1 protein-coding gene is annotated in these 1,913 nt (G+C 42.6%); it reads right to left on the reverse strand.

Features of this window, described 5'->3' with window-relative positions:
* Positions 1 to 102 precede the first annotated feature (102 nt).
* A complete protein-coding gene (gene aspT / locus AB4138_RS23895; RefSeq protein WP_136981858.1) occupies positions 103 to 1,818 on the reverse strand; it encodes an aspartate-alanine antiporter in 1,716 nt (571 codons plus the stop codon).
* Positions 1,819 to 1,913 lie beyond the last annotated feature (95 nt).

The following is a 1,913-nucleotide window of genomic DNA, read 5'->3' on the forward strand; positions in this document are numbered from 1 at the left end:
TTTTACTTAAGCGTGATTATTCAGGCCTACCCTATTTTTGATTGGGTAGGTCTGTTAATAAGTTGATGATTTTTTAAATCTATAATGAGTTGTAGGTTTTAATTACATACCCGCATTAACGGTAATAATGCCGACGATAATTGGGCCCCATAGAGTCAGTAACACGTTGGCTACGGCGTAAGTCACAGTAAAAGAGAATACTGGCGTTGCGTTGCCTGTTTTTTCCATCAATGCAGCGAACGCTGGGTTTGCACTTCGACCACCGGTTACACAACCTAAAGCTTCTACCGGATTCTTTATCTTCAATACAAAGTACGAGAAGAAGAATGAAATAATCTGTGGAATGATGGTTACCGCAACACCCAAGAATAGTAGGCTCATACCGTGTTCTTTGATGGTGTCTACCGCTTGAGGGCCAGCCTCAAGACCAACGATACCCACGAATGCTGCTAGACCGAAGTCGCGAATAAAGCTTGCTGCTGATTCTGGGAATTGCGCCACATGTGGGTTACGGCTGCGTAACCAACCAACAATCAGACCTGACACTAGACAGCCTGCACCAGAGCCGATAGTGACCGGAATACCTGCAATTTTGAAGTTGATTAGGCCAATCAAAAGACCCAATACCATACCCATGCCTAGTACAATGAAGTCAGTCATTGTTGCTGAGTTCATTGGCTTACCGATTGTACCTTGAACACGATTAATATCGCTTGGTGAGCCAGTTAATTGAATAACATCATTTTTCTTAACAACAAGGTCAGCGTGAACTGGGATTGATACACCTTCGCGAAGGTAGTCAGTCACATAAACACCACGGTAAGTGCCTTTGTTCGCTTCTGATTTGATTTGACCTAGTGTACGGCCAATCAGTTGTTTGTTGTCTGCGATAAGCTGACGGTTCTCTTCAATGACTTCGTACTCTTCTGGAAGCACAACTTCAGAGCCAACAGAGTCACCTTTCAACTGACCAATGGCTTTACGAGTACCTGTGATAACCAGAACATCGCCTTGTTGAAGCTTAGTAAATTTGTCTGCTTCAATCGCTTTGCCATCACGCTCGATAACTTCGATGCATGCGTCTATTGAATCTTGATTGATTTGGGCTAGTGTCAAACCATTCACTTTGCTCTCTGCTTTGATTTCAAAAGCGCGAGTCTCAAGTTTTGTCATCGCATTGAATTCACCAGCACCAAGCTCTGCATTACCATCTGAGTTCGCTTCTGCCATTTTGATTGCTTCAGCGCGGATATCCCATTTCATTAGTGTTGGGAATACCCATGTCACCATTAGGATTGGACCTAATGAACCAAAGATGTATGTTACAGCGTAACCTACAGCAACGTTAGTTTGCATCAGATGTTTGGCTTCTTCAGACACACCACCCAAACGGGCGATCGCATCGCCTGCAGTACCAATGATCGCAGACTGAGTTAAACCACCGGCAGCTAGGCCCGCAGCAGTACCTCTATCTAAGTCAAACAACCACGCAGCGGCAAGTACACACAATAAGCCTGAAACCGTCATAACAACCGCAGACAACAGAATGTTGATGGTTCTAAAGTTAAGCGCTTTAAAGAATTGTGCGCCGCCTTGATAACCCACAGCATAAATAAAGAGCGCAAAGAAAATACTTTTTACGCCGGGATCAATCTGAACACCAAATTGCCCAATAATTACGCCCATTAATAATGTTCCGGCCACACCGCCTAAAACAAATCGGCCGATAGTAATTTTACCAACCATATAACCCAATGAGAGTGTAATAAATAGTGCGACAAATGGTGCCATGTCAAACAGATTAGAAATAATGTCCATGACAAATTTACTCTTGTTACTAAATATAAGGAGTAAATAATCTAACGAATAACTTAATAATGATATTTGTTGGATTATTCAAAATAAATAAAGCA

Source organism: Vibrio sp. 10N.286.52.C3 (assembly GCF_041468865.1).
Taxonomy (GTDB): domain Bacteria; phylum Pseudomonadota; class Gammaproteobacteria; order Enterobacterales; family Vibrionaceae; genus Vibrio; species Vibrio crassostreae_C.